This is a genomic window from Roseateles saccharophilus, from assembly GCF_031458095.1.
Lineage (GTDB): Bacteria > Pseudomonadota > Gammaproteobacteria > Burkholderiales > Burkholderiaceae_C > Pelomonas > Pelomonas saccharophila_A.
Genome location: NZ_JAVDXU010000004.1, coordinates 517543 through 540339, shown reverse-complemented (window position 1 = coordinate 540339; position 22797 = coordinate 517543). Strand labels below are relative to the sequence as shown.

The following is a 22797-nucleotide window of genomic DNA, read 5'->3' as shown; positions in this document are numbered from 1 at the left end:
CGAGCCGTCAGCGGGTCAGCGTGACCTCGCCACAGTCCTGGTCCAGGCCGCGGTGCTGGGCACGCGGCCGCGGCGGCGTGCCGCGCAGCATCATGTCGTGCCAATGCCATCGGGCCTTCAGCCTCAGCTTGCCGGTGGGCGGCAGCGTGAAGGCGTCGTTCAGCGTCAAGCTCGCCGTCAGGCTCTGGCCGGCGGGCAGGCTCAGATAGTCCTGGGCCGACGGATCGCCGCGCTTGCGCATCGCGCCCTGGAAGGCCAATTCGCCCTGGGCCGTGCTGGCCTTGACGAAGGGGCCGAACCAGCCGCCCTCGAAGGGGCTGCCCCAGCGCAGCAGATGCAGGTCGCGCTTGCCGTTGTTGCTCAGCTTGAACTGCAGCGACACCTGGCCATCGGGCCTGGGCGTGGCCTGGAACTGGCAGCTCAGATCGGCATGTTGCAAGGGCGTGACGGCAAGGGCCATGGGCGAAAGACAGGCGGCCAGCAGGGCGGCCGCGAAGCGGAGACTGTGACGACGCATGGACGCGAGCCTAGCCGAGGGCCGGGCTGTCGGCAGCCCCCAAAACAAAAAAGCGCCGCACGGAGGCGGCGCGTCAACACGAGGGAATTCATGCCACCACCCTCGCGTGGCGGTGGCTTCCCGGTCAGGCGACCGGGCTCAGTTCTGGGCCGGGTTGTTCTCGGCGAAATATTCGTGGTTGTCCGAGTTGTCCAGGGCCTTGGTAGGACTGGACTTGGCCAGGCTCTTGGCCGCGCTCTGGCCATAGGCCCAGTCGTCGGTGCCGGCGATGACGTTGAAGTGCATCATCTCGTGCACCAGCGTGCCGCCCTTGCTGTCGGTGCCCGTCATCGGGGCGCTCCAGAAGGCGCCGCAGACATAGATCTTGTAGGGCTGGGTCGGGTAGACATAGGCATAGGTGCCGCTGTCCTTGCAGCTGCAGTCCAGCGTGAGCGCGGCGCCCTGGAAGGCGTTGCGAGCCTTGGTGAAATGGTCCTTGGCCGTGTTCCAGCGCGACGAGCTGTAGGCGCCGAACCAGGTCGTGTAGCGCGGCGTGGCCGACGGCGTGCCGTTCAGATAGTTGGTCGACGAGACGGAGTAGTTGGTGGCGGCCGTGACGGCCGACGCCAGCGAGGACTTCTGGCTGCTGGTGCAGGAGCCGGTGTAGGAGATGCTGGCGGCAGCGGCGGTGACGTCGGTGCGCGCCGTGGTGGCCATGTCGGCATCGGCCTCCAGCTTCTCGTTGCGGCCCTGCGTCCACAGATAGGTGGCGGCGGCGCTGTGCATGGACTGGGCGCCCGAGCCGTGGGTGCCACGGTCACTGTGGAACTCGATGGCGTAGCGGCCGTTCTTGCTGAAGTCGTAGTGGCCGGTCAGTTCCACCTGGTAGTTCAGCGTGGCGCCGGCGGCGATCTCGACATAGTCCTTGGCCGTGGGGGCGGCGCGCTTGATGACAGCGCCGGTGTAACGCACCGGGCGGTCGTCGCGGGTCACGGTGAACAGCGAGCCGCTCATGCTGTCGCTGGGCAGCTGCCAGCGCAACACCTGCACGGCGCTGCGGCAGCGGTTGGTCACGGCGACGTCCACATGGACATCCACATCGCCATTGACGACGGGATTGGCGCTGCTCACGCGCACGTCCAGGCACTCCGTGCTGCCGGCGGCGTAGCTGGCGCTCGTGGCGACAACGGCAAAGGCGGCGGCGGTCAACTTGAACCAGGTCTTCATGCAAGCTCCTGTCGGCCCCCGGTCGGGGCACTGGGTTGAAGAAGCCGCGGATTCTGGTGACGCGAAGGGCCCGCGCACCCTGGGACAAGCCTGTCCCATAAACCTGTTCCGTACTTGTCTAGACAGGGTGTGGAGGCGGGGCGACAGATGCCGTTTCCCCGGAGAGACAGCGCGATGAAGAAAGAGCCAGTGCATCGCCTCGATGCGCTGGCTCCCTAAGCCTTGGGCTTGCGCGGAGGCTAGGCGGCGAGCAGCTGCCTCAAAACGAAGGGAAGGATGCCGCCGTGGAAGTAGTAGTCCACCTCGATGGCGGTGTCGATGCGCAGCGTCAGCGCGACGGCCTGGCTGCTGCCGTCGGGGCGGGTGATGGTCATCATCGCGTCGCCCTGGGGCTTGATGTCGTCGGCGAGCTTGATATCAATGGTCTCGGCGCCGCTCAGGCCGAGGGTCTCCCAGCTGACGCCGGGCTTGAACTGCAGCGGCAGCACGCCCATGCCGATCAGGTTGCTGCGGTGGATGCGCTCGAAGCTCTTGGCGATGACGGCCTTGATACCCAGCAGTTGTGTCCCCTTCGCGGCCCAGTCGCGGCTGGAGCCGGTGCCGTATTCCTCGCCCGCAAAGATGACGGTGGGCGTGCCTTCCTGGATATAGGCCATGGCGGCGTCGTAGATGGTGGTTTGCTGGCCGTCCTTCAGCGTGTAGCCGCCTTCCTCGCGCGAGCCATCGGCGCGGGCCGGCAGCATCAGGTTCTTGACGCGCACATTGGCGAAGGTGCCGCGCATCATCACGTCGTGGTTGCCGCGGCGGGCGCCGTAGGAGTTGAAGTCGGCCTTCAGCACGCCGTTCTCTGTCAGGAACTTGCCCGCTGGGGTGCTCTCCTTGAAGGAGCCTGCCGGGCTGATGTGGTCGGTGGTGATGGAGTCGCCGAACAGAGCCATGATTTTGGCCCCCTTGACGCCCGACACCAGGGCCGGAGGAATCATCGTGAAGCCTTCGAAGAAGGGCGGCTGGGCGATATAGGTGCTCTTGGGCCAGTTGTAGACCTGGCCCTTGACGCCCTTGATGGCGTCCCAGAGCTTGCCGGGCTTGCTGGCGACCTTGTCGTAGTTCTCCTTGAAGGCCTTGGCGTTCATGGCGTACTTCATCAGTGCATGGATCTCGTCGCTCGAGGGCCAGATGTCGCCCAGGAAGACCGGTTGGCCTTGTCTGCCATAGCCGACGGGCTGGGTCATCAGGTCGCGCGTGACGTTGCCGGCAATGGCATAGGCCACGACCAGCGGCGGGCTGGCCAGGAAATTGGCCTTCAGGTTGGGATGGATGCGGGCCTCGAAGTTGCGGTTGCCCGACAGCACGGCCGCGCAGACCAGGTCGTTGTCCTGGATGAGCTTGTTGAGTTCCGGCGTCAGGTCGCCCGCGTTGCCGATGCAGGTCGTGCAGCCATAGGCAGCGACATTGAAGCCGAGCTTTTCCAGATAGGGCAGCAGGCCGGCCTTCTCCAGGTACTCGGTGACGATGCGCGAGCCCGGGGCCAGCGACGTCTTGATATGAGGCGCCACCGTCAGGCCGGCTTCCACCGCCTTCTTGGCCAGCAGGCCAGCGGCCAGCAGCACACCGGGGTTGCTGGTGTTGGTGCATGAGGTGATGGCGGCGATCAGCACATCGCCGTTCTTGACCGGGATGCCCGACTCGGTGACGAAGGGCTGGGTCAGCTTGTCGGCCGGCTGGTTGAAGCCGTTCTCGGCCGTGGGCTTGCTGAAGAGCTCGCCGAAGCTGCTGGCCAGGTGGGTGATCTCGATGCGGTCCTGCGGGCGCTTGGGGCCCGCCAGGCTGGGCGCGACGCTGCCGAGGTCCAGCGAGACGACGGACGTGTAGTCGATGTCGCCGGCCTTGGGCACGCCGAACATGCCCTGCGCCTTCCAGTAGGCCTCGAAGGCCTCGATCTCGGCCTTGCTGCGGCCCGTGCCCTGGAAGTAGTCGACCGTCTTCTCGTCGACCGGGAAGAAGCCCATGGTGGCGCCGTACTCGGGCGCCATGTTGGCAATCGTCGCGCGGTCGGGCAGGGCCAGGGTGCGGGTGCCTTCGCCGAAGAACTCGACGAACTTGCCGACGACCTTGTGCTTGCGCAGGATCTCGGTGACGGTCAGCACCAGGTCGGTGGCGGTGACGCCCTCGCGCAACTGGCCGGTCAGCTCGAAGCCGACGACGTCGGGCGTCAGGAAATAGACCGGCTGGCCCAGCATGCCGGCCTCGGCCTCGATGCCGCCCACGCCCCAGCCGACCACGCCGATGCCATTGATCATGGTCGTGTGGCTGTCGGTGCCGACCAGGCTGTCGGGGTAGTAGGTGCCGTCCTTGGCCTTGTGCACGCCGCGTGCCAGGTATTCGAGGTTGACCTGGTGGACGATGCCAAAGCCCGGGGGCACGACGCCGAAGGTGTCGAAGGCCTGCATGCCCCACTTCATGAACTCGTAGCGCTCGCGGTTGCGCTCGAACTCCAGCTTCATGTTGAGGTCCAGCGCCTTCTTGGTGCCGTAGTAGTCGATCATCACGCTGTGATCAACGACCAGGTCCACCGGCACCAGGGGCTCGATGGCCTTGGGGTTCTTGCCCATGCTGGCCGCCACATTGCGCATCGCGGCCAGGTCGGCCAGCAGGGGCACGCCGGTGAAGTCCTGCAGCACGACGCGGGCGACGACGAAGGGGATCTCGTCGACGCGCAGGGCCGTCGGCTTCCAGTTGGCCAGTTGCTCGACGTGCTCCGCGGTCACCTTCTTGCCGTCGCAGTTGCGCAGCACGCTCTCCAGCACGATGCGCATGGAGATGGGCATGCGCGCCACGTTCGGGAAGGCCTCGGCCAGCTTGGGGAGGGAGAAGAACTGCCCCGATTTGCCGGAGGCGGTCTTGAAGCTGGATTGAGTGTTGGCGAATGCGTGAGCGGCGGGTTTCGGCACGGTTACTCCTTTAGGATTCCGGGCCATTCTGGCGAGCTTGTCGTGACTTGTGTGAATCCCGTCTTTAAGACTTGGTCATGACGACCTTGTCCGCTCGCCCGCGCCTCTTTGCGCTCACCTGGCCGATGTTGCTGGAGCTGCTGCTGGGCATCGGCATCGGCGTCATCGGCACCGCCCTGGCCGCGCGACTGTCAGACAACAGTGGCGCCGCCTTCGGCCTGGCCAACCAGGTTTTCGCCGCGGTCTTCGTGCTGTTTCGCGTCATCGGCGCCGGCGTCAGCGTCGCGGTCACCCAGGCCCTGGGGGCCGGCCGGCGCGACCAGGCCGACGCCGTGGCCCGGGCAGTCGTCGGCGCCAGCACCTGGCTGGGTGCGGGTGGCGCCGTGGTGGCCCTGCTGGCCGCCGGGCCGTTGCTGACCCTGGTGAACGCGCCGCCTGAGGTGGCGCCACTGGCCAAGGTGCTGCTGCAGGCGCTAGCGCCCGCCCTGATGCTGGACGCCTGGAATGCCAACATGTCCAGCGTCATGCGCTCGCATCTGCGCAGCCGCGAGGCCCTGGCCGTCGTCATCGTCATCCAGGTCATCACACTGATGGTGGCCCTGCTGGCCATGCCGCGCCTGGGCTTGGTGGGCTATGCCCTGGCCTGCACCTGCGGCCGCGGCATGGGGCTGATGCTGCACATCCTGCTGTGGCGCTCGCGGCTGGACCTGCGCCTGCGCGCGGCCGACTGGTGGCGGCTGGTGCGAGCGCCGCTGAAGACCGTGCTGCACATCGGCATCCCCGGCGCGGCCGAGAACATCTCCTGGCGCCTGGCCTTCATGACCAGCCTGGCGGCCATCGCCCAGTTGGGCGCCCATGCGCTGGCGACGCATGCCTACACGATGCAGTTCCTGCACGTGATCCTGATGTTCAGCCTGGCCATCAGTTTTGCGGTCGAGATCATGGTCGGCCACATGATCGGCGCCGGCAAGCTGCATGCGGCCAACCGGCTGGTGCGGCGCTCGCTGGCCCTGGGCATTGCATTGGCCCTGATCGTCTCGAGTGCCTTTGCGCTGGCCGGGCCCTGGCTGCTGACCCGCTTCACGTCCGACCCCGGCATCGTCGCTCTGGGCTGCACCCTGCTGTGGTGGACCATGCTGGTGGAGCCCGGGCGCAGCTTCAACCTCGTCGTCATCAACGCGCTGCGGGCCGCCGGGGACGCGCGCTACCCGGTCATGGTGGGATCGGCCTCCATGGCCATCGTGCTGGCGGGGGGCAGCTGGTTCCTGGGCGTCTACCTGGGCTGGGGCCTGGTGGGCGTCTGGATCGCCTATGCGGCGGATGAGTGGATTCGAGGCCTTTTGATGTGGCGCCGTTGGGCGACACTGGGGTGGCTGCCGTATGCCCGGGCGGCCCACCGCAGGCTGCGCCACGCCAAGGCCGGGTGAATTGGTATTTTCCTACCCAGTAAAACTTGAGGGATGTTTTCTACAATGCGCCCCTTTCGCCTTGCCCACACCAATCCCATGAAGTTCGCTCTGTCCAGCTGTTCCCTGGCCTTGATGCTCGCCTGCGGTGCCGCGCATGCGCAGCAGCCCGCGGTGATCTTCGACATGGGCGGCAAGTTCGACAAATCCTTCAACCAGGCCGGCTACCAGGGCGCCGAGCAGTGGAAGAAGGAGACGGGCAAGACCTATCTCGAGTTCGAGATCAGCAACGACACCCAGCGCGTGCAGGCCATCCGCCGCATGGCCGAGCGGGGCGCCAGCCCCATCATCAGCATCGGTTTTGCGCAGGCCTCGGCCCTGCAGCAGGTCGCCAAGGACTTCCCCAAGACCCAGTTCGCCATCATCGACGCCAAGGTCGACCTGCCCAATGTGCAGTCGACCCTGTTCAAGGAGCATGAGGGCAGCTATCTGGTCGGCGCCATGGCCGCCATGGTCAGCAAGACCGGCAAGGTCGGCTTCGTCGGCGGCATGGACATCCCGCTGATCCGCAAGTTCCAGTGCGGCTACGAACAGGGCGCCAAGGCGACTTCGCCCAAGATCGAGGTCTTCTCCAACATGACGGGCACCACGTCGACGGCCTGGAACGACCCGACGCGCGGCGGTGAGCTGGCCAAGAGCCAGTTTGCCAAGGGCTCCGACGTCGTCTTCGCCGCCGCTGGCGGCACCGGCGTGGGCGTCTACCAGGCGGCCAAGGACGCCGGCAAGCTCGCCATCGGTGTCGACAGCAACCAGAACCACCTGCAGCCCGGCACCATGCTGACCTCCATGGTCAAGCGCGTGGACGTCGCCGTCTACAACGTGCTCAAGGGCTGGAAGCCCGGCGTGCAGGTGCTGGGCCTGAAGGAGGGCGGTGTCGACTACGCCGCCGACGAGCACAACGCCAAGCTGCTGAACCCGACGCTGAAGGCCAAGGTCGACGCCGTCAAGGCCGACATCATTGCCGGCAAGGTCAAGGTGGCGGACTACATGGCGGACAACGCTTGTAAATTCTGATGGCCTTGCGGGATGGACCTGTCGGCGCACTCGCCGGCAGCTCCGTCCTCAACTGACTAGAGAGCGTTCACGCCCCGACATGCCAGAGCGAGCCCAACCCGCTGTACGCCTTCAAGGCGTCTCCAAGCGCTTCGGCGCCGTCCAAGCCAACCGCGAGGTGTCCTTCGACATCGCCGCGGGTGCGGTGCATGGCTTGGTCGGCGAGAACGGTGCCGGCAAGAGCACGTTGATGGCCATCCTGTATGGCTACTACCACGCCGACGCCGGCCATATCGAGGTCAACGGCCAGCAGGTCCACATCGCCAACTCCCAGCAGGCGATTGGCCTGGGTATCGGCATGGTCCACCAGCACTTCATGCTGGTCGACACGCTGAGCTGCCTGGAAAACATCATGCTGGGCGCCGAGGGCGGCTTCTTCCTGGCGCCCTCCAAGGCCAAGGTGAGGGCGAAGCTGGAGGCGCTGATGGCCGAGACCGGCCTGCAGGTGCATCTGGACGCCCTGGTCAGCGACCTGCCGGTGGGCGAACTGCAGCGTCTGGAAATCCTCAAGGCCCTGTACCGCGGCGCGAAGATCCTGATCCTGGACGAGCCGACGGCGGTGCTGACGCCCCAGGAGACCGACCAGCTCTTCGTCACGCTGCGCAAGCTGAAGGAACGCGGCACGACCCTCATCCTCATCACCCACAAGCTGCGCGAAGTCATGAGCCTGTGCAGCGCCGTCACGGTGATGCGCGCCGGCCAGGTGGTCGAGACGCGTGGCATCGAGCAATGGAGCGAGGAGTCGCTGGCCGAGTCCATGGTGGGCCGCAAGGTCACGCTGGGACGGCCTGAAGGGCTGGAAGTGCATGCCGGCGAGGTGCGTCTGCAGGCCTCGGGTTTGAGCCTCAAGCATGCCAACGGCGTGCCGGCGCTGAAGGACGTCAGCCTGACGCTGAAGGCCGGCGAGATCGTCGGCGTGGCCGGCGTGTCGGGCAATGGTCAGAGCGAGCTGCTGGAAGTGTTGTCCGGCCTGCGCGCGCCCGAGGGCGGCCGCCTGGAGCTGGGTGACCAGTCCTTCACGCCCGAGGCCTGGCTGGACACCGCCCAGGCCCGCCCGCTGCGCCTGGCCCATGTGCCCGAGGACCGGCATGCCGTCGGCCTGGTCATGAGCTTCCCGGCCTGGGAGTCCGCCGTGCTGGGTTACCAGAACCTGCCCAAATACCGCAAGGGTGCGGCCATGAACCATGCCGCGATGCGTGCAGCCACCCAGCAGATGCAGGAGCGCTTCGACGTGCGCCCGCGCGACGAGAACCTGGGCTCCAGCAAGTTCTCCGGCGGCAACCAGCAGAAGCTCATCCTGGCGCGCGAGATCGGCGAGCAGCCGACCGTGCTCCTGGTCGGCCAGCCCACCCGCGGCGTCGACATCGGCGCCATCGAATTCATCCACCACCAGCTGCGCGCCCTGCGCGACGCCGGCTGCGCCGTGCTGCTGGTCAGCAGCGAGCTCGACGAGATCCTGGCCCTGGCCGACCGTGTCGTCGTCATGAATTGCGGTCGCATCACCGGCGAACTGGCCATCGAGGACTGCGACGAGAAGCGTCTCGGCCTCCTGATGGCCGCACAAGAAGAACGAGCTGCCGCATGAGCCAGCCCCTGCAACTTCCCCGCTGGATCGACATCGGCCTGCTGCCGCTGTGGAACCTCGCCATCGCCCTGGTCGTCGCCGGCCTCGTCGTCATGGTCATCGGCCACAGCCCATGGCAGGCGTTGACCGTGCTGCTCAACGGCGCCCTGGGCAGCGTGCGCGGCCTGGGCTATTCGCTCTATTACGCGACGACCTTCATCTTCACCGGTCTGGCGGTGGCGGTCGCCATCCATGCCGGCCTGTTCAATATCGGTGGCGAGGGCCAAGCGACCCTGGGTGGCGTCGGCGTCGCCCTGGTCGCGTTGTGGCTGGGTGCCAAGCTGCCGGCCGTCGTCATGCTGCCGCTGCTGGTCGTCGCCTCGGCCTTCTTCGGCATGCTGTGGGCGGCCCTGCCGGCCTATCTGCAGGCCTGGCGCGGCAGCCATATCGTCATCACGACGATCATGTTCAATTTCCTGGCGGCGGCGCTGAACGGCTATCTGCTCGTCAACTGGCTGCGCCCGGCGGGCAGCATGTCGGTGGAGTCCGCCGAGTTTGCCCAGAGCGCCCGCATGCCGGCCCTGCACCAGATCGCGGCGGCCATGGGCTATGAGCTGCCGTCTTCGCCGCTGAATCTCAGCCTGGTCATCGCGCTGATCGCCTGCGTCTTCGTCGGCTGGTTCCTGTGGAAGAGCGCTGCGGGCTATGCCGTGCGCGCCGTCGGCAGTGCGCCGCGCGCCGCCCACTACGCCGGCATCCGTCCGCGCGCCCAGGTGCTGATCGCCATGGCCATCTCCGGCGCCCTGGCCGGCATGGTGGGCATCAACGAGATCTCGGGCGTGCAGGGCAAGCTGACGCTGGACTTTGTCGCCGGCGCCGGCTTCACTGGCATTGCCGTGTCGCTGATGGGCCGCAACCATCCGGTCGGCATCGTCCTTGCGTCGCTGCTCTTCGGTGTGCTCTACCAGGGCGGCGTCGAGGTGAGTTTCGAACTGCAGGGCTTCAGCCGCGAGATGGTCGTCACGGCCCAGGGCTTGATCGTGCTGTTCTCGGGTGCCATGGCCACGGTCAGCGCGCCGCTGTTTGCTCGCCTCTACGGCATGGTCAAGGGAGGCCGCCATGGATGAAGTCCTGATCGCCTCGGTGCTGGCCTCCACGCTGCGCGTCAGCGCGCCGCTGCTGCTGTGCGCGATGGCGGGCGTGCTGTCCGAGCGTGCCGGGGTCGTCGACCTGGGCCTGGAAGGCAAGATGCTGTTCGCCGCCTTCGCGGCCGCTGCCGCTGCCTCGGTCACGCATTCCACCGCCTATGGCGTGATGGCGGCCATCGCCGTTGCCTGCGTCGCCTCGCTGCTGCACGGCTTTGCCTGCGTGAGCAACCGTGGTGACCAGGTCGTCTCCGGCGTCGCGCTGAACATGATTGCCGCCGGCCTGACGGTCGTGCTGGGCATTGCCTGGTTCCAGCAGGGCGGCCAGACGCCGCCCATTGAGCCTGATGTGCGCCTGACGGCCCTCGCCAAGGGCTTTGCCGAACCGCAGCCGGGCAACTGGTTCGCCTCCATCTTCGGCCATGGCCTGCTGAGCCACAACGTGCTGGTCTATGTGGCCTTCCTGATGGTGGCGGCCGTCTGGTTCTTCCTGGAGCGCACCCGCCCGGGGCTGCGCCTGCGTGCTGTGGGCGAGAACCCGGCGATGGTGGAAGCCGCCGGCATGTCGGTCCAAGGCCTGCGCTACCAGGCCCTGCTGATGAACGGCGTGCTCTGCGGCCTGGCGGGCTCCTACCTGACGCTGGCCCAGAACGCCTCCTTCTCGCCCAATATGACGGCCGGCCGTGGCTTCATCGCGTTGGCCGCCATGATCTTCGGCAAGTGGAAGCCCCTGCCCACCATGGGCGCCTGCCTGCTGTTCGGCTTCCTGGACGCTGTTGCGATCCGCATGCAGGGTGTCCAATTGCCTGGCGTTGGCGAAGTGCCGGTGCAACTGATCCAGGCGCTGCCCTACATCCTGACGGTGGTGCTGCTGGCCGGTTTCATCGGCTCGGCGATCGCGCCCAAGGCTCTTGGCAAGCCCTATGTGAAGGAGCGCTGAATGGAACTGAGCCAAGACCTGCTGAACCAGCTGCTCGCCGAATCCCTGCGCGCCCGCGAGTTCTCGCACTCGCCGTACTCGAAATACAAGGTCGGCGCGGCCATCCTCGACGAGCAAGGCCGCATCCACATCGGCGCCAATATGGAGAACGCCTCCTACCCGCAGGGCTGGTGCGCTGAGCCGTCGGCGCTGACTGCCATGATCATGGCCGGCGGCAAGCAGGCGAGGGCGGTCCTCGTGACCGGCCCCGGCCCTCACGTCATCACCCCCTGCGGCGGCTGCCGCCAGAAGCTGCGCGAGTTCTCCGTGCCCGAAGAGCTCGTCATCATTGCCGGCGATCCTGGCGGCATCCGCCAGCGCTGGACCCTGGCCGAACTGCTGCCCCACAGCTTCGGGCCTTCCCATCTGAATTTCTGAGGTTTCCCATGATCGACAACAAGACCCTCGACCCCGCGATCACCGCGAGCGTCGAGAAGCTGCAATCCCTGTTCGGCAACGCCCCTGAAGTCGCCGTCGTGCTCGGCTCCGGCTGGGCCGGCGCCGTCAGCCATGTGCAGGGCGCGAAGAACCTGCCCTATACCGAGCTGCCGGCCTTTCCGCAGCCCAAGGTCGAGGGCCATGTCAACGAGATCGTCGTCGGCCAGATCGGCGAGCAGCGCGTCATCTTCCTGCGCGGCCGCGCCCACACCTACGAGAGCGGTGACTGCACCGGCATGGCCGGCGCGCTGCGCACCCTCAAGCGCTGGGGCGTCAAGCTGGTCGTGCAGACCAACGCCTCGGGCTCCCTGCGCGGCCATATGCCGCCCGGCAGCCTGATGCTGATCGCCGACCACATCAATTCGCCGCAGCGCAGCCCGCTGGTGGGCGAGCAGGGCAGCCATCGCTTCGTCGACATGGTCAATGCCTACGACGCCGACCTGCGCAAGCACGCCCTGGCGCTGGCCAAGCGCGAGAACCTGATGCTGGGCGAGGGCACCTATTGCTGGGCGCTCGGTCCGCAGTTCGAAACCGCCGCCGAGATCCGCATGTTTGCCGCCTGGGGCGCCGACGCGGTGGGCATGAGCACCGTGCCTGAGACCATTCTGGCCCGCCACGCCGGCCTCAAGGTCATGGGCATTGCGCTGATGACCAATATGGCGGCCGGCCTGTCCGCCGAGGCGCTGACGCATGACCTGACGCTGAAGCAGGCCCAGATGTCGGGCGAGCGCGCCGCCTCCTTCCTGGCCGCACTGATCGCCAGCTTCAAGGACGTCGCGCTGTGACAGCCGATCTGAAGGCAGCGGCCCTTACGGCGCTGGCCTGCCTGGACCTGACCAGCCTGAACGACGCCGACACGGCCGCCGACATCGACGCGCTGTGCAAGCGCGCGCAGACGGCTCACGGCCCTGTCGCCGCGGTCTGCATCTGGCCGCGTTTCGTCGCCCAGGCGCGCGCGGCTTTGCCGGCCTCGATCAAGGTGGCCGCGGTCGCCAACTTCCCCGATGGCTCATTGGACCTGCAGCGTGCGCTGAGCGACGTGGCCGAGATTGCCCAGGCCGGTGGCGACGAGGTCGACGTCGTGCTGCCTTATCGGGCGTTGATGGCCGGCCAGAGCACCGAGGTCGCGGAGTTCCTGTCCGAAGTGCGCTTCGCCAGCCGCCCGCTGACGCTCAAGGTCATCATCGAATCCGGCGAACTGGCCACGGCTGAGCGCATCGCCCAGGCCACGCGCCTGGCCCTGGCTGCCGGCGCCGATTTCGTCAAGACCAGCACCGGCAAGACCAAGACCGGTGCCACGCCTGCTGCGGCCGCCGTCATGCTGAAAGAGATCGCGGCTAGCGGGCTTTCCGCCGCCGGCTTCAAGGCCTCGGGCGGCGTGCGGTCGGTGGCGGATGCCGCTGGCTATATCGAACAGACCCGTGCTGCGCTCGGCGAAGAAGCCCTCAACCCGCAGCGCCTGCGCTTTGGCGCCAGCGGCCTGCTCACCGACATCGAAGCCGTACTTTCCGGCGCCCAATCCGCGGCCACGACGTCCGCGTACTGAACCATGCTTGCCCAAGAAATCATCCGCGCCAAGCGCGACGGCCAGGCGCTTGACGAAGCGCAGATCAACCATTTCGTCCGCGGCCTCGTCGACAACTCCTGGAGCGAAGGCCAGGTGGCCGCCCTGGGCATGGCCGTGTTCCTGAAGGGCATGGGCCGTGACGAGGCGGTGCTGCTGACCCGCGCGATGATGAACTCCGGCCGCGTCATGCGCTGGCCTGACATGCCCGGCCCGGTGCTGGACAAGCACAGCAGCGGTGGCGTGGGTGACAAGGTCAGCCTGATGCTGGCGCCCATGGTGGCGGCCTGCGGCGGCTATGTGCCCATGATTGCCGGCCGGGGCCTGGGCCACACCGGCGGCACGGTCGACAAGCTGGAGGCCATCCCCGGCTACACGACGACGCCCGACCCAGCCAGGTTCGACCACATCGTGCGCACGCTGGGCTGCGCCATCATCGGCCAGACCGCCGACCTCGCGCCCGCCGACAAGCGCTTCTACGCGACCCGCGATGTGACGGCCACGGTGGAGAGCGTGCCGCTGATCACCGCCAGCATCCTGTCCAAGAAGCTCGCCGCCGGCCTCGAAGGCCTGGCCATGGACATCAAGTGCGGCAACGGTGCCTTCGCCTCCACGCCGGAGTTCGCCAAGGAGCTGGCCGAGAGCATCGTCGCCGTCGCCGGCGGCGCGGGCCTGCGCACCCGCGCGCTGATCACCGACATGAACCAGATCCTGGGCACCGACGTCGGCAACTCGCTGGAAGTCATCGAGACCATCCGCTACCTGAAGGGCGAGCACCGCGAGCTGCGCCTGCACGAGGTCACGCTGGCCCTGTGCGCCGAGATGCTGGTGCTGGGCGGCCTGGCTGCCGACACGTCAGCTGCGCGCGTCAAGCTGCAGGCATCGCTGGACTCCGGCGCCGCCGCCGAGAAGTTCGCCCAGATGGTCGTGGCCCTGGGCGGCCCGGCCGACCTGATGGAGCGCCCCGAGGCTTACCTCGCCGCCGCCCCCGTCGTGAAGCCCGTGGCCGCACCGCGTGCCGGCATCATCACGACGATGTCGACCCGCGACCTGGGGGTGGCCATCGTCGAACTGGGTGGCGGCCGCCGCAAGGCCGGCGATGCCATCGACATGCGCGTGGGTTTCTCTGAAGTGAAGCCGATCGGCGCGCGCGTCGCCGCTGGCGAGCCGCTGGCCCTGATTCACGCCGCCGACGAAGCCGCGGCCGACCGTGCCGTGGCCTCCTATCTGGCGGCCTGCACGCTGGGCGATGCCGACGTGGCTGCAACGCCCATGGTCATGGCCGAGGTGGGCTGATGGAAGAAAAGGACCCGCCGCGCCGCGCGATCAAGAGCTTCGTCACGCGCGCCGGCCGCATGGGCACCGGCCAGATCAAGGCCCTGGCCGAGCTGGGCCCGAAGTTCGTGTTGCCCTACAAGCCCGAGCGTATCGATGCTGAAGCCGTCTTTGGCCGCAAGGCGCCGCTGGTGCTGGAGATCGGCTTCGGCATGGGCGCCGCGACGGCCGAGATCGCCCAGACGCTGCCCGACCACGACTTCATCGGCTGTGAGGTGCACGAGCCCGGCGTCGGCGCCTTGCTCAAGCTCATCGACGAAAAGCAGATCGGCAATATCCGCATCGTCCAGCACGATGCCGTCGAGGTGCTGCGGGACATGGTCGGTCCGGGCGTGCTGGCCGGCGTGCACATCTTCTTCCCCGACCCCTGGCACAAGAAGCGCCACAACAAGCGCCGCCTGATCCAGCCCGAGTTCGTTGCCAAGCTGGTGCAGCATCTGGCGCCCGGCGGCTATCTGCATTGCGCCACCGACTGGCAGCCCTATGCCGAGCAGATGCTGGAAGTGCTTTCGGCCGAACCGACGCTCCAGAACACCGCCTCCGGCTATGCTGACAAGCCCGCCTACCGCCCGCTGACCAAGTTCGAAGCGCGCGGCCTGAGGCTGGGGCACGGCGTCTGGGACCTGGTGTTCCGCCGCAAGGCCTGACCCGCGCCGCCCGACAACCTGGTTTTACTTGCCGACATCCATGCCCGTCTTGACCCGTTCCTTCGCCGTCCTCTCCCTGATCGCCGCTGCAAGCGCTGCCCATGCGGCCGCCTACCAGGTCCCCGAGAACATCGGCTACAAGGACGTCACCATCATCCAGAGCAACGTCGTCCAGGAGTGCAACGAGCTGGGTCGCCAGCTGTCGGCCTCGCTGGCCGCCGAGCTGACCAAGACGGGTGTGGAAGTCCAGCGCGTTGCGGCTCTGGATGCCGCCGCCGGCCCCGTCGTCGACATCAAGATCAGCAATCTCGTCAGCGCCGGCAATGCCTTCATCGGCCACCGCAAGTCCGCCAGCGTCTGGGTGGAACTGCGCCAGGGCAGCGAGGTGCTGGCCTCCAAGGGCTTCACGCGCGACACCATGGGCGGCGCCTTCGCCGGCTTCAAGGGCTCCTGCACGGTGCTGGAGCGCGCGGTGCTGGTGCTGGGCAAGGACGTGGCCCAGTGGACCCAGTCCATCCCCCTGCGCGCGGGCGCGGCGCCAGCGGCCGCGGCCAGCGCACCCTGATGCCGGGATGAGCGCCATGCAGGACCTGTCTCTCAGTCCCTTGCAGGGCAAGCATGTGCTGCTCGCGATGACCGGTGGCATCGCCGGCTACAAGATCGCGGAGCTGACGCGCCTGTTCGTGAAGGGCGGCGCGACGGTGCAGGTCATGATGACCGAGGCAGCCGAGCAGTTCATCACCGCCGTCACCATGCAGGCCCTGTCCGGCCGGCCGGTCTACACCAGCCAGTGGGACGCACGGCCCGACAACAACATGGCCCACATCAATCTCAGCCGTGAGGCCAATGTGATGCTGGTGGCGCCGGCGAGCGCCGATGCCATCGCGGCCCTGGCGCAGGGCCGGGCGGACGACCTCGTCAGCCTGACGGCCCTGGCGCGCCGCATCCATGAATGCCCGCTGCTGGTCGTGCCGGCCATGAACCGCGAGATGTGGGCCCACCCGGCCACGCAGCGCAATATCGCGCAACTGAAGGCCGACGGCGCGACCGTCATCGGCCCAGCCAACGGCGACCAGGCCTGTGGCGAGATCGGCGATGGCCGCATGCTGGAGGCCCAGGAGATCTTCGACGACGTCGAGGCCTTCCTCGCGCCCAAGACCCTGGTCGGCAAGAAGCTGCTGATCACCGCCGGCCCGACCTTCGAGCCCATCGACCCGGTGCGCGGCATCACCAACCACAGCAGCGGCAAGATGGGTTTTGCGATTGCCCGCGCAGCCGCTGAAGCCGGAGCCGAAGTCACGCTGATTGCGGGCCCCGTGCATCTGCCGACGCCGCGCGGCGTGCAGCGCATCAACGTGCAGAGCGCGCAGCAGATGCATGACGCAGTGCTGCCAATGGCCGTTCATCAGCACGCCTTCATCGCGACGGCCGCCGTCGCCGACTGGCGCCCGGCGCAGACGCATGAACACAAGCTGAAGAAGGCCGAAGGCGGGGCGACCGCGCCGACCATCGCGATGGCCGAGAACCCCGACATCCTGGCCACCGTGGCCAGGCTGCCCAAGCCGCCCTATTGCGTCGGCTTTGCCGCCGAGAGCGAGAAGCTGGCCGAGCATGCCGACGCCAAGCGCCGCCGCAAGGGCATCCCCCTCATCGTCGCCAACCTCGGCCCGGCCACCTTTGGCCGTGACGACAACGCGCTGCTGCTCATCGACGAGCAGGGCCAGCGCGAACTGCCCCGCGCAGACAAGCTCAGCCTTGCGCGCGAGCTGATTGCCGAACTTTCCAAACGACTCTGATGCACGCCATTGATTTGCAAGTTCTCGATGCCCGCATGGCCGAGCAGATCCCCGCCTACGCCACGCCTGGCAGCGCCGGCCTCGACCTGCGTGCCTGCCTGGATGAAGCCATCACGCTGGCGCCCGGCCAGACGACGCTGATCCCCACCGGCCTGGCCATCCACATCGCCGACCCGGGCCTCGCGGCCATCATCCTGCCGCGCTCGGGCCTGGGCCATAAGCATGGCATCGTGCTGGGCAATCTGGTCGGCCTCATCGACAGCGACTACCAGGGCCAGCTGATGGTCAGCTGCTGGAACCGCGGCCAGACCGAATTCGTCATCCAGCCCTTCGAGCGAATTGCGCAGCTCGTCATCGTGCCGGTCGTGCAGGCCACGTTCCGGCGTGTGGACAGCTTCGACGCCTCGTCCCGAGGGGCCGGCGGCTTCGGCTCGACCGGCAAGGGCTGATTTGAATTTCTGAATCGGTTGGGGACAGAGCGCGCTGTCGCGCGGTCAGTCCCGCCATCAATGAAGACTCTCGTCCGGCGGCGCGCCGGTCTGCACCATGAAGATGGGCTCGCCGACGGAGCCGGCCTGAGCCTCCTGCTCGGTGGCCGCGCGAACGTCCAGCAGCGTCAGATGCATGCGCAGGCCGATGCCCGCCAGCGGATGATTGCCGTCCAGCACGACATGCTCGGGATAGACCTCGGTGACGGTGTAGACCGCGTCCTCGGGCATGCCCTCGGTGACGGCGCCTTCGGGCATGCCTTCGAACTGCATGCCGGGTTCCACATCCGAGGGGAACAGGCCGCGCGCCTCGAAGCAGACGAGGTTGGAGTCGTAGTCGCCGAAAGCCTCTTCGGGCTGCAGTGCGAGGTCGGCCTCGAAGCCCACCTCCTGGCCCTCCAGCGCGGCCTCGACCTTGGCGAACAGATCCTCGCCACCGAACAGGAATTCCATGGGTTCGGCCAGCTCGTCGATGAGCTGGCCCTGGGCGTCTTCGAGTCTCCAGCGCAGGGAGACAACACAGGGGCGGGTCACTTGCATGGCGGCAATTTTCCCACAGCAGCCTCGGCACAATGTCTGCATGCAGATTGCCCTCCCCACCCCCATGCTGGCCGGCCTCAGCCCGGCCCAGTTCATGCGCAAGCACTGGCAGAAAAAGCCGCTGCTGGTGCGCCAGGCCTTTGCCGATGCCGAGCCGCCCGCCTCCTTGAAGGAGCTCGCTGCCCTGGCCGCGCGCGACGACGTCGAATCGCGCCTGGTCACGGCCTTTGACGGCGACTGGAAGCTCAAGCAGGGCCCCATCGCCCGCCTGCCGGCCATGAGCAAGCCTGGCTGGACCCTGCTGGTGCAAGGCCTGGACCAGCACCTGGCCCCAGCCCGTGCTGTGCTGGACCTGTTCCGCTTCGTGCCGGATGCGCGCCTGGACGACCTGATGCTGTCCGTCGCCAGCGATGGCGGCGGCGTCGGCCCGCATTTCGATTCCTATGACGTCTTCCTGATCCAGCTGGCTGGCCGCCGGCGTTGGCGCATCGGCGCCCAGCGCGACGCGGTGTTGCGCGACGACGTGCCGCTGAAGATCATTGCCAACTTCAAGCCCGAGGAGGAATTCGTGCTGGAGCCTGGCGACATGCTCTATCTGCCGCCGGGCTGGGCGCATGATGGCGTCGCCGTCGGCCCCGGCTGCATCACCGGCTCGGTCGGCTTTCGCGCCTCCAGCGTCGAAGGCATGGCCGCCGAATTGCTGCCCCGCCTGCTGGATGATGTCGACACGGCCAGCCGTCTCTATGCCGATCCGCGCCAGGAGGCGAGCGCCGAACCGGCCCGTGTGCCGGCCGCGCTGGTGGACTTTGCCCGGCGGGCCGTCGAAGCCGCCGTGCAACGACCCCAGGCCCTGGAGCGTGCCCTGGGCGAGGCCCTTACCGAACCCAAGGCCACCGTCTGGTTCGAGCCTGGCGAGCCGCTGCCCGAAGGGCAGGGCGCGGTGCTGGACCGCCGCAGCCGCATGCTCTACGACGCGGCCCATGTCTTCCTGAACGGCGAGAGCTTTCGCGCCGGCGGCCGCGATGCCGTCCTGATGCGCAGCCTGGCCGACAACCGGACGCTGAGCGCCGCTGAGGTCGCGCGTCTGTCGCCCGACGCCCGCGAGCTGCTGGATCAGTGGACGGAGGACGGTTGGGTTCAACCGCAAACGCCATGAACGCACAAAACTTTGCCAGCCGGGCCGATTTCCAACGCCTGCTTGTTGAAACCCTGGCCTGGGCCAGCGAACAAGGCTGTCGCGAGCTGCATGCCTGGGACGCGAGCTTTGTCGACTGGCCGCTGTCCGAGGCCGGCGTGCTCGAGTCGCTGACGCACTGGGCCCGCAACGGCCGCCAGCTGCACCTGCTGGCCCTGCAGTACGACGACGTCGTGCGCCGCCACCCCCGCTTCGTGCGCTGGCGCCGCGACTTCGCGCATTGCGTGACGGCGCGCGCCGTCGAGCCCGAGCTGAGGCTGGAGGCGGCGCCCGAGAGCTTGCTGCTGGCTGTCGGGCCGCAGGCGTGCGTCAGCCTGCGGCTTTTCGACCGTCATCTATGGCGCGGCGAAGTCAGCCTGGATGTGGCCCAGCGCCTGCGCGGCCTCGAATGGTTTGATGCCCTGGCACAACGCTCCAGCGATTCATTTGCGCCCACGACTTTGGGGTTGTGAGCGCCAGTGACGTACAAACCCCTATAATTGCTGGCTAGGCGGGGGAAGCGCTCGAGGTTTTCCGCGTCTTGTTCTGTCGGGGTCGGCAGTCAGTGTGCAAAAAGCACTGGCGCACGACCCCAAAGTTATGGTGTGCACCGTCGTTTAAACGTTTGAGGACAAGTAATGAATAAGTCGATCCTGTTGGCTTCCCTGCTGGCTGCCGTTGCTCTGACCGCCTGCAGCAAGAAGGAAGAACCCAAGGTTGAGGCCCCGGCCCCCGTCGTCGCCGCCCCGGCCGCTTCGGAAGCCGCCTCGGCTGTTGCCGATGCCGCTTCGGCTGCTGCCAGCGCCGTTGTCGACGCCGCTGCCTCGGCTGCTTCGAAGTAATCGCTTCGTCCCCGCGGAAAGAGCCGCCGCTGCGCAAGCAGCGACGGCTTTTTTCTTTTTTGCGACGTTTTGACGTCAATTGCCGGCGCGATTACAAAACTTTGCGCTCCGCCGGTGCGTCGTGAGTTCAGCCCAGCGCCACCCAATCCAGACCCAGACTCGGGTGAGCGACACGAATATCTGATTCCCCACCGCCGACCGCTTCGGCCAAGGCGCCGCGCGCCAATTCCGGCGTGTTGTTGTGCTCGCTGAGGTGGGCTGCGGCGATGGTCTTCAGGCCCTGGTGCAGGCAGCGCGACAGCAGGTCGGCGGCGGCGGCATTGGACAGATGGCCGTGGCTGCCGAGGATGCGCTTCTTCAGCGCCGGGTGATAGGGCCCGGTGCGCAGCAGGCCCTCGTCGTGATTGCACTCGAGCAGCAGGGCCTGGCAGCCCGCCAGTGCCGCGGCGACGCCCGCGGGGGCACAGCCCAGGTCGGTGACGATGCCAAGGCGCAGCACGCCGTCGTCCAGCACCAGTTGCAGCGGCTCATTGGCGTCGTGCGGCACCGCGAAGGGCTTCAACACCATGTCGCCCAGGGGCATGGTCTCGCCGTCCTTGGCAATGCGCAGCAGGCCCGGATCGAGGTCGGCGTTGCCGACCGCCCGCCAGGTGCCGCGGCTCATGATCAGCGGTCGACGGTACTTGCTGGCGAAGGCCAGCGCGCAGCCGATATGGTCGCCATGTTCGTGGGTGATGAAGACCGCGTCGACCTCCTCGGGCGCGCAGCCGGCGCGGGCGAGTCGCCTGACGAGCTCGCGCACGCTGAAGCCGGCATCGACGAGCAGGCGCGTGCTCGTGATGCCCTGGCTGGCTTCGATCAGCGTCGAGTTGCCGCCGCTGCCGCTGCCGAGGCTGCAAAAGCGCATCACGGCAGTGCTTCCTCGATGAGAGAACGCCTTACTTCAGGTCGTCCATCAACAGCGACAGGATGCGCTTGGCGTTGTCGTCGGAGACGGCCTGGCCGCGGTCGTCCAGGATGCGCACCGTGCTCTTGATGCCTTCGGCCTTGACCGAGACGCGGTAGCGCACCGGCGTCGCGGCCTTGGCGCCGAACAGGCGCTGGAAGAAGTTGGGCTCGTCCTTGCCGGCCTGCTCGGGGTCGGCATAGCGCAGATAGAACAGGCCGGCGGCGCGGTCGCGGTCCTCGATGGTGAAGCCATGGCGGTCCAGGGACAGGCCGACGCGGCGCCAGGCGCGGTCGAAGCCGTCGTTGACGCTGAGGCTGTCAGGCACCTCGGACAGCGGGCGGCGCGCGCCCTGGGTTTCGCCGCCCACCTTGAGGCTGCTGGGCGTGGTGGCCGGCGCCGGCGAGCCGGCCTCGGCGACGATGGTCTTGGCCGCGTCTTCCTTGCCGCCGAGCTTGAGCATCAGGCGCGACAGCATCTCGGCTTCGAGATAGGGGTCGGCCGGCCGGTTCTGCCAGGCGGTGGATTCGCGACCCTGGGAGGTGTAGACCTCCTGCATGCCGCGGTGGCTGATGAAGATGTCCGTGCCGGTGGCACTGCGCTCGACCCGGGTGCGGTACATGTCGCGCTCGCCGGTGGAGTACAGGCCGTCGAAGACCTTGCCGATGGTGGAGCGGATGAAGTCCTGCGGCAGCTTGGCGCGGTTCTCGCCCCAATTGGTCTCCATGGTGCCGATCTCGGGCTGCTCCTTGATGACCTCCAGGCCGCGTTCCTGCCAGAAGGTGCGGATCTGCGGCCAGAGTTGCTCGGGCGTGGCCGAGGTGTGCAGCCAGCGCTCGGCGCCGCTGCGCTCCAGGCGCACATCGCCCGCGGCGCCGGCAGCCACGCTGCCGCTCACCAGGGACTGGGCATTGGTCGAGTTGGCAGGCTTGGCGGCGGACAGGGCCGAGGCGGTGATGGAGCCGCCCTGCACCTGGGCGCGGTTGTCCTTGGCGAGCTGGGTCAGGTCGGGCGGAATGTCCAGGCCCTGGGTCTGGCGCGAAGCGGCGCGGTAGTCGACCTTGTCCGTCGAGAACATGCTGTCGAGGGTGCTGCAACCAGCGAGCGACAGGACAAAGGCCGTGCAGGCCAGACGGGTCGCCGTGGGGCGGAGCGAGGAAACAGACATCACGCTGGAAATCTCCGGGGAACTAGAACGCCGGGCAAGGCCGGCGCAGCCGCGCATTAGACCAGAGCCTTCAGAGCAATCCGGCTTCGACCATGGCCTGACCGACGCTGGCCTGACCGGCAGCCGTCAGCGGCGTGATGGGCAGGCGCAGGGCGCCACCGCAGCGGCCCAGGCGGGACAGGGCCCACTTGGCCGGGCCGGGGCTGGGCTCGCAGAACAGCTGCTTGTGCAGGCCGAGCAGCTTGAAATGGATCTTGCGGGCCTCGACGGCATTGCCTTCGATGGCCAGGCGGCACATCTCGGCCATCTCGCGCGGCGCGACATTGGCGGTCACGCTGACATTGCCATGGCCACCCAGCAGCATCAGGGCGACGGCGGTGCCGTCGTCACCCGAGTAGATGTGAAAGCCCTGGGGCGCGTGCTTGATCAGGTAGGCGGCACGTTCGATATTGCCGGTGGCCTCCTTGACGCCGAAGACGCCGCGCAGGCCGGCGCAGCGCAGCGTCGTCTCGGGCGCCATATCGGCGACGGTGCGGCCGGGCACGTTGTAGAGCATCATGGGGATGTCCACGGCCTCGGCAATCGCCTTGAAATGCTGGTAGATGCCTTCCTGCGAGGGCTTGTTGTAATAGGGCACGACGGACAGCGTGCAGTCCGCGCCAACTTCCTTGGCATAGCGGCTCAGCTCGATGGCCTCGGCCGTCGAATTGGCGCCGGTGCCGGCCAGGATGGGGATGCGGCCCTTGGCATGCTCAACCGCGACGCGAATGATTTCGCGGTTCTCTTCCATGCTGACGGTGGGCGACTCACCGGTCGTGCCGACGACGCCGACGCAGGCGGTGCCGGACTCGACATGCCAGTCGATCAGGCGGCGCAGGGCGGGGTAGTCGATGCTGCCGTCCTCGTTCATCGGGGTGACGAGGGCGACGATGCTGCCGAGGATGGGCTTCATGGTGGGAATGTCTTAAGGAATCCGGC

Annotated in this window: 22 protein-coding genes and 1 pseudogene; 16 read left to right on the top strand and 7 right to left on the bottom strand. The window is 67.5% G+C overall.

Translation table 11 applies throughout. The features are described from left to right. Positions 1–7 precede the first annotated feature (7 nt). From J2X20_RS25120 to acnA, 3 genes are all read right to left on the bottom strand, one after another. Positions 8–517, bottom strand: coding sequence for a hypothetical protein (locus tag J2X20_RS25120; RefSeq protein ID WP_310271341.1), 510 nt, complete (start codon positions 515–517; stop codon positions 8–10). A 138-nt stretch (positions 518–655) separates the two neighbouring features. Next, on the bottom strand, positions 656–1723 hold the full coding sequence (locus J2X20_RS25115; RefSeq protein WP_310271338.1) for a M35 family metalloendopeptidase: 1068 nt from the start codon (positions 1721–1723) through the stop codon (positions 656–658). 239 nt (positions 1724–1962) lie between these two features. Further along, positions 1963–4701, bottom strand: coding sequence for an aconitate hydratase AcnA (gene acnA / locus J2X20_RS25110; RefSeq protein ID WP_310271335.1), 2739 nt, complete (start codon positions 4699–4701; stop codon positions 1963–1965). 50 nt (positions 4702–4751) lie between these two features. Between acnA and J2X20_RS25105 the strand changes: the two genes are divergently transcribed. From J2X20_RS25105 to dut, 13 genes and pseudogenes are all read left to right on the top strand, one after another. Further along, positions 4752–6101 carry an MATE family efflux transporter gene (locus tag J2X20_RS25105; RefSeq protein ID WP_310271332.1) on the top strand — a complete coding sequence of 450 codons (1350 nt, stop codon included), beginning with the start codon at positions 4752–4754 and terminating at the stop codon, positions 6099–6101. A gap of 78 nt (positions 6102–6179) precedes the next feature. Beyond that, a complete protein-coding gene (locus J2X20_RS25100) occupies positions 6180–7154 on the top strand; it encodes a BMP family lipoprotein (protein WP_310271329.1) in 975 nt (324 codons plus the stop codon). Positions 7155–7233: 79 nt separating this feature from the next. Then, positions 7234–8778, top strand: coding sequence for an ABC transporter ATP-binding protein (locus J2X20_RS25095; RefSeq protein ID WP_310271326.1), 1545 nt, complete (start codon positions 7234–7236; stop codon positions 8776–8778). After that, a complete protein-coding gene (locus J2X20_RS25090; RefSeq protein WP_310271323.1) occupies positions 8775–9884 on the top strand; it encodes an ABC transporter permease in 1110 nt (369 codons plus the stop codon). Before J2X20_RS25095 ends, J2X20_RS25090 begins: the two co-directional genes overlap by 4 nt. Further along, complete coding sequence (locus tag J2X20_RS25085; protein ID WP_310271320.1) at positions 9877–10842, top strand: ABC transporter permease; 966 nt, start codon at positions 9877–9879, stop codon at positions 10840–10842. Before J2X20_RS25090 ends, J2X20_RS25085 begins: the two co-directional genes overlap by 8 nt. Next, entirely contained in the window at positions 10843–11259 is a 417-nt protein-coding gene (gene cdd, locus J2X20_RS25080; RefSeq protein ID WP_310271316.1) for a cytidine deaminase, read from the top strand. Positions 11260–11267: 8 nt separating this feature from the next. Beyond that, positions 11268–12104: a purine-nucleoside phosphorylase gene (locus J2X20_RS25075; RefSeq protein ID WP_310271312.1), complete on the top strand. Its 837-nt coding sequence runs from the start codon at positions 11268–11270 to the stop codon at positions 12102–12104. Beyond that, positions 12101–12865 (top strand): deoxyribose-phosphate aldolase, encoded by a 765-nt coding sequence (gene deoC / locus J2X20_RS25070; protein WP_310271309.1) that lies wholly within the window; start codon positions 12101–12103, stop codon positions 12863–12865. The genes J2X20_RS25075 and deoC overlap by 4 nt, the downstream gene beginning before the upstream one ends. Positions 12866–12868: 3 nt before the next feature. Continuing rightward, positions 12869–14179, top strand: coding sequence for a thymidine phosphorylase (deoA, locus tag J2X20_RS25065; RefSeq protein ID WP_310271306.1), 1311 nt, complete (start codon positions 12869–12871; stop codon positions 14177–14179). 23 nt (positions 14180–14202) lie between these two features. Then, positions 14203–14865: pseudogene (gene trmB / locus J2X20_RS25060) on the top strand (tRNA (guanosine(46)-N7)-methyltransferase TrmB); the annotation flags it as partial. A gap of 49 nt (positions 14866–14914) precedes the next feature. After that, entirely contained in the window at positions 14915–15430 is a 516-nt protein-coding gene (locus tag J2X20_RS25055) for a hypothetical protein (RefSeq protein ID WP_310271303.1), read from the top strand. A 7-nt stretch (positions 15431–15437) separates the two neighbouring features. Then, a complete protein-coding gene (gene coaBC, locus J2X20_RS25050) occupies positions 15438–16661 on the top strand; it encodes a bifunctional phosphopantothenoylcysteine decarboxylase/phosphopantothenate--cysteine ligase CoaBC (RefSeq protein ID WP_409034200.1) in 1224 nt (407 codons plus the stop codon). Beyond that, on the top strand, positions 16661–17110 hold the full coding sequence (gene dut / locus J2X20_RS25045) for a dUTP diphosphatase (RefSeq protein WP_310271298.1): 450 nt from the start codon (positions 16661–16663) through the stop codon (positions 17108–17110). Before coaBC ends, dut begins: the two co-directional genes overlap by 1 nt. 57 nt (positions 17111–17167) lie before the next feature. On the opposite strand, the gene J2X20_RS25040 is transcribed toward dut, so the two are convergent. Further along, entirely contained in the window at positions 17168–17689 is a 522-nt protein-coding gene (locus tag J2X20_RS25040) for an FKBP-type peptidyl-prolyl cis-trans isomerase (protein WP_310271296.1), read from the bottom strand. A 40-nt stretch (positions 17690–17729) separates the two neighbouring features. On the opposite strand from J2X20_RS25040, the gene J2X20_RS25035 reads away from it, so the two are divergent. The 3 genes from J2X20_RS25035 to J2X20_RS25025 all read left to right on the top strand — a co-directional run bounded on the left by J2X20_RS25035 (position 17730) and on the right by J2X20_RS25025 (position 19705). Beyond that, a complete protein-coding gene (locus J2X20_RS25035) occupies positions 17730–18845 on the top strand; it encodes a ribosomal protein uL16 3-hydroxylase (RefSeq protein WP_310271292.1) in 1116 nt (371 codons plus the stop codon). Further along, positions 18842–19336, top strand: coding sequence for a hypothetical protein (locus J2X20_RS25030; RefSeq protein ID WP_310271289.1), 495 nt, complete (start codon positions 18842–18844; stop codon positions 19334–19336). The genes J2X20_RS25035 and J2X20_RS25030 overlap by 4 nt, the downstream gene beginning before the upstream one ends. A 165-nt stretch (positions 19337–19501) precedes the next feature. Then, entirely contained in the window at positions 19502–19705 is a 204-nt protein-coding gene (locus J2X20_RS25025; RefSeq protein WP_310271286.1) for a hypothetical protein, read from the top strand. Between the two features lie 127 nt (positions 19706–19832). Here J2X20_RS25025 and J2X20_RS25020 read toward each other — a convergent pair whose 3' ends face one another. From J2X20_RS25020 to dapA, 3 genes are all read right to left on the bottom strand, one after another. Beyond that, positions 19833–20612: an MBL fold metallo-hydrolase gene (locus J2X20_RS25020; RefSeq protein ID WP_310271283.1), complete on the bottom strand. Its 780-nt coding sequence runs from the start codon at positions 20610–20612 to the stop codon at positions 19833–19835. A 31-nt stretch (positions 20613–20643) separates the two neighbouring features. Next, the gene (gene bamC, locus J2X20_RS25015; RefSeq protein ID WP_310271280.1) at positions 20644–21819 is read right to left on the bottom strand and encodes an outer membrane protein assembly factor BamC; all 1176 of its coding nucleotides are present in this window, start codon (positions 21817–21819) and stop codon (positions 20644–20646) included. A 70-nt stretch (positions 21820–21889) separates the two neighbouring features. Next, a complete protein-coding gene (gene dapA, locus J2X20_RS25010; protein ID WP_310271278.1) occupies positions 21890–22771 on the bottom strand; it encodes a 4-hydroxy-tetrahydrodipicolinate synthase in 882 nt (293 codons plus the stop codon). Between the last annotated feature and the right edge of the window lie 26 nt (positions 22772–22797).